5 protein-coding genes are annotated in these 4,745 nt (G+C 53.8%); 1 reads left to right on the top strand and 4 read right to left on the bottom strand.

The window, feature by feature from the left end:
• Positions 1 to 244: 244 nt before the first annotated feature.
• The 3 genes from ampE to AQS70_RS07710 all read right to left on the bottom strand — a co-directional run bounded on the left by ampE (position 245) and on the right by AQS70_RS07710 (position 3,159).
• A complete protein-coding gene (ampE, locus tag AQS70_RS07720; protein ID WP_055102281.1) occupies positions 245 to 1,081 on the bottom strand; it encodes a regulatory signaling modulator protein AmpE in 837 nt (278 codons plus the stop codon).
• Positions 1,081 to 1,641 carry a 1,6-anhydro-N-acetylmuramyl-L-alanine amidase AmpD gene (ampD, locus tag AQS70_RS07715; RefSeq protein WP_055102280.1) on the bottom strand — a complete coding sequence of 187 codons (561 nt, stop codon included), beginning with the start codon at positions 1,639 to 1,641 and terminating at the stop codon, positions 1,081 to 1,083. Before ampD ends, ampE begins: the two co-directional genes overlap by 1 nt.
• 81 nt (positions 1,642 to 1,722) lie before the next feature.
• A complete protein-coding gene (locus tag AQS70_RS07710) occupies positions 1,723 to 3,159 on the bottom strand; it encodes a DUF1631 family protein (protein ID WP_420912342.1) in 1,437 nt (478 codons plus the stop codon).
• Between the two features lie 404 nt (positions 3,160 to 3,563).
• Here AQS70_RS07710 and nadC point away from each other — a divergent pair, with 404 nt between their 5' ends.
• On the top strand, positions 3,564 to 4,412 hold the full coding sequence (gene nadC / locus AQS70_RS07705) for a carboxylating nicotinate-nucleotide diphosphorylase (RefSeq protein WP_055102278.1): 849 nt from the start codon (positions 3,564 to 3,566) through the stop codon (positions 4,410 to 4,412).
• A 27-nt stretch (positions 4,413 to 4,439) separates the two neighbouring features.
• Here nadC and AQS70_RS07700 read toward each other — a convergent pair.
• Positions 4,440 to 4,745, bottom strand: a 306-nt coding sequence (locus AQS70_RS07700) for a methylated-DNA--[protein]-cysteine S-methyltransferase (protein WP_156355064.1), incomplete at its 5' end; no start/stop codon positions are given.

Genomic DNA, 4,745 nt, shown 5'->3' with positions numbered 1-4,745 from the left:
GACCCTTAGTGCCATCAAGATAAGCCTTGATGGCGTTGAGCTTAAATTGCTCTGTGTACTTGCTCATGTTGAAACCCCAAAAAGTTGGATATGTGTCCAACTTTTTGGGGGCAGTCCACAAAGCAGAAGCAGCGCGGGGTGAGGCAGTACGACGGACTGTAGGAGCTGCCGAAGGCTGCGATCGCTTGATCTTTTGATCCTGAAAACAAAAGACCGCGAGGAAAGCCCGCAACAGGATTTATACCTAGAACAACAAGGTCCATACGGCAAAGCCGGTGTACCACAGCACCGCAGAGCGAAGCAGCAAAGCCCACAGCGTATCAAGACTGGCAACCCCTTGCGGGCCTACCTGAGGCGGTGGAATTTCAGCCGCCGCGCACCCAGCTTTGTTGATGAGCTGCTCGGCGCTGATGTCCCAACTCAATAGTTCGTGCAGCATGACTCGAGTCACGGCTGCAAAGTTACCCATAAAGGCAAAACTGGCTGCGAGTAAGCGCACCGGTAGCCAGTCAAAGGCATGCCGCAGCTGCTGAGCACGCTCAACCAGTTGAGGGTTTTTACCGTGCTCGACCGCCAACGCGAGCAAACGATAGCTCAATGCCGCAACCGGTCCGAGCAAGAAGTACCAAAAAATAACCGCAAAGAAACTTTGATAAGCCTGCCACAGCAAATGGCTTTGCACTTTTTCAAGCAGTTGCTCACCACTGTCGGCGCGCACGCCGATATCACGCTCGGCAACATGCACACTTGCTTGCAAGTCTGCCCGGCGCCAGGCATCTCGCATCGGCCCCAGCCCCTCCAGCAAGTCGCCGCGCCCCAAGCTGTAAATCAGCACCAGCAGGTGCACGGGTAACACTAATAATCCATACGCTACCGGCTCTAATACCCAGAGCAACAAAGCAAGGACAAGAACCGGAAATAGAATCAGGACAGCCAGCACCCACCAGGGTTTGTTCGCCAGTTTTGGGCTGGACTCCAGTTTGTGTAGCTCACGCAACCAGCCGCCATCACACTGTAGGCGCTGACGAACACTCGAGAACTTCTCGACCAGTATCGCCAGCAGTAGCACCAAAAAACTCATTACTTATCTCCTGTGTGCCGCAACGCGTCACGAAAGCGCATCCATTCAAAAGCTGGCCCCGGATCAGTTTTGCGGCCTGGGGCAATGTCACTATGACCGCATATTCTTGACGGTGTAATCTCTGGGTAAGCGGCCCGTAATTGGCGGCTCAAGGCTAACAGTGACGCATACTGCGCGTCAGTGAATGGCAGCTCATCGGTGCCCTCAAGCTCAATGCCGAGCGAAAAATCATTGCAGCTCTCACGTCCTTCAAAATGTGAAACGCCCGCATGCCAAGCGCGATCTAGACAGGAGACAAACTGAGTGATTTTGCCGTCACGTTCAATCAGAAAATGCGCACTGACCTTGAGGTCTCGAATCCCTTCAAAGTAAGGATGTTCAGTGGCATCGAGCTGGTTCTGGAAAAACTCCTGCACTTTTCCTGTACCGAACTGACTGGGTGGCAAGCTGATGTTGTGGATAACCAGTAGCGATATCTCGCCGTCAGGACGCGCATTGAAGTTAGGTGACGGACAATGGCGTACGCCTTGGCACCAACCGCTTGCGGTGTTCAGTTGCATACGGGCTCCTCAACGACTCGAACTAAAGGCGCAGTATGCCGCGATGAGTGAAGCGATGGGGAGCAATCTGCCTGGCGCGAACTAATGAGCGTTGTATTGGCATAGGCCGCCAATCATTGAGCTCAGGGCGCGGTCGAACAACAGGCGATCATCGAGTAACGAAATCGCTCCGCTGCGCAGTTGCCCTACCAAGTCGGAGCGGCTCTTTTCCACCACCTTTAAGCCGCTGCGATTAACAAAAATGTGCCGCCCCTCAGGTTCTAGAATCGCAATCAACTTGCAACGCTGATGGCGAACCGAGTTGGCTTGCAGTTCGATCCAAGTGCCAATACGTAATTGGCTGACCAGCAATAACCCTAGGTGATCCTGTTCATCAAGTGATGACGACAGCTCTGATTGCACCGCGCGCAACGTCTTTGCATGCATCTGCTCGCGAGCCCGCGTCCGAAGTTCAAGCTGCTCGACCAATCCGCGCTCAACGTGAGTAAACCTTAGGAAGTCGTGCAACAAACCTTCGAGTAAGTCGACGTTGTTTGCACAGGAATGACACACTAACTGCTTAACCACGCGTTCGATCTCTTGATACAGCGGATCGCTATGAACACTCAAACTGTCATCCCAGCCCACCGCGGCATCCGCCATCACGTTCAATAAACAGCGGGCAGGATGACTGTCGCTGCTAAAGAAATACTGGTCCAGTTGGGCAATGGTAAGCATGGGTCTTTGCAATTGACCCAAGAGGCTTTTCAAGGGCGGCGCGAGGTTGCGGTCGCTTTCTATGTAGTCAAATAGCAGCCCAACTAGATGGCCGACATCTTCGCCTACTACCGCAGACTCTTGATCGTGGGCGTCTTGCTTTGAACGGCAGCAGGAGCGTTCCTCTGTCAATTCGGGCAGTACGCCCGTCGCCATGAGTAACTGGTTGGCATCGGCGTACAGTCGCGAAGTTTGACTAAGTAGGTACTTGTCGAAGAGTTGCAACATGATCAACTTGACCTTGAGGTCAATCCCTTGATCACGCTCGGCCTGCAAAAAGTAATCACAGAGCATGGCAGGGCTTAGTGGATTGTTGTGTTCATTGAGCGTCACCCAACTTAGCGTGCTCAGGCGACTGGTCAACTGACGCAGGGCTGACTGATCACGTGCCAATACTTGGGCGACCATCGCACTGATCACCTGATCACGTTCGCAATCACTGATCTGCAATGAAAAAAAACTTTGCTTTAAGACCGGTGCTTGTAGGGCGCTTTCGCTGAGCTGCGCTTGGGTTAAGCGAATGAACGCGAAAAAAAGCTGCTCAAGGAAACCACGCTCGATATGTTTACGTTTGAGCCGTACGTCGCGCATGGCTTCAAAGTACAGACTTTGCTCGGCGTCACTCTGAGCTTTGTAAGCCATTTCAAACAAGGCCTCATCGGCATTATCGAACAGCACTTGCAGGTCATGCTTAAGTTGCTGCGCGGCTTTGTCATGCACCTGCAACAGGATCACAGGCAGTCGGGTGAGCGGCGAATGCATCGCCATCTCCGTAGAGACCTTGTACCCCGGCCCCACTTTCCCGTCATTTAGCATCCCGCCCTCCAGTAATGGTTTTCTTCGCTGACAAGTGAAGCACGCCTAACTTATGAGTCAGGCCAGACGCTCACAGACAGTAGCTGGCGAGTGTTTACACACTCGCCAGCCAGTCGAAATCAGAACATCACTATTGCGTCAAAGCTATGACGCCAAATACAAGGCGGATTATCTTGAAAAGAACCTGCTTGTACCAGCAGCACTCTCCATTTCATTGAACGAGTGGCCAAATTAATCCTGAAACTGCCAATAGCCGCACAGTTATGGGTGTTTTATGCCGCGCACCGCGCACCTTGGGTTCCATGGCAGCATAGTCATATAATCGGCTCACTTTGTTTGTGGAGCGCGTTATGCCGAATTTACATCTGGCCGATCTGACTGCCGAAATTGAAGCTAACGTGCGTCGTGCGTTAGCCGAAGACGTGGGCAGCGGCGATATCACTGCACGACTGATTCCGGCCGAACGCCTGGCTAAAGCTACGATTATTACCCGCGAGGCGGCGGTTATCAGTGGCACTGCGTGGGTCGATACTGTGTTTCGCCAACTAGACCCTCGGGTAGCCGTGCATTGGCAAGTGGCAGACGGCGATCGTGTGAGCCCCGACCAAGCGCTGTTTCATCTTGAAGGCCCTGCCCGCTCCTTGTTGAGCGGCGAACGTAGCGCGCTGAACTTTTTGCAAATGTTGTCGGGGGTTGCGACCCACGCACAGTCGTTGGCCGATAAAGTCGCTGACACTCAGGTCAAGCTACTGGATACCCGCAAAACCTTGCCCGGCCTTCGTTTAGCGCAAAAATATGCAGTCACCTGTGGCGGCTGCCACAACCATCGTATTGGTTTGTACGACGCCTTTCTGATCAAGGAAAACCACATTGCTGCCTGCGGTGGCATCGCCGAAGCCATCAGCGCCGCGCACAAAATTGCGCCCGGCAAGCCGGTGGAAGTTGAAGTCGAAAACCTGAGCGAACTCAAAGAAGCGCTGGAGGCTGGCGCCGACATCATCATGCTCGATGAACTGAGCCTGGACGATATGCGCGAAGCGGTCCGTATCAACGCAGGCAAAGCTAAGCTTGAAGCCAGTGGTGGAATCAACGACTCCACCTTGCGCCCTATCGCTGAAACCGGTGTGGACTACATCTCGATTGGTGCCATGACCAAAGATGTGAAGGCCGTGGATTTGTCGATGCGTTTGAGTGTCTAGGCTGACTTTAGCGGCAAGCTGCATTCTTTACGTGTAGCTTGCCGCTGCCTCCCTGCCCAATAGCCATTGTTTAGCAGCTAATCCGCCCGCAAACCCGGTCAGGGTGCCGTTGCTGCCAATCACGCGATGGCACGGGATGATAATTGGAATCGGGTTGCGCCCGTTCGCAGCACCCACTGCTCGTGACGCTTTGGGCCGATGGATCTGCTGAGCAATCTGACCGTAGCTGGCGGTCTGCGCGTAGCCGATGGTGGTCAGCGCCTGCCACACCAACTGTTGAAACTCAGTGCCCAGTGGCTTGAGTGGCAGGTCAAAGGTTGTACGCTCACCCGC

Origin of the sequence: Pseudomonas endophytica (assembly GCF_001411475.1) — a bacterium.
GTDB lineage: Bacteria > Pseudomonadota > Gammaproteobacteria > Pseudomonadales > Pseudomonadaceae > Aquipseudomonas > Aquipseudomonas endophytica.
This window is presented reverse-complemented; position numbering and strand designations above follow the sequence as displayed.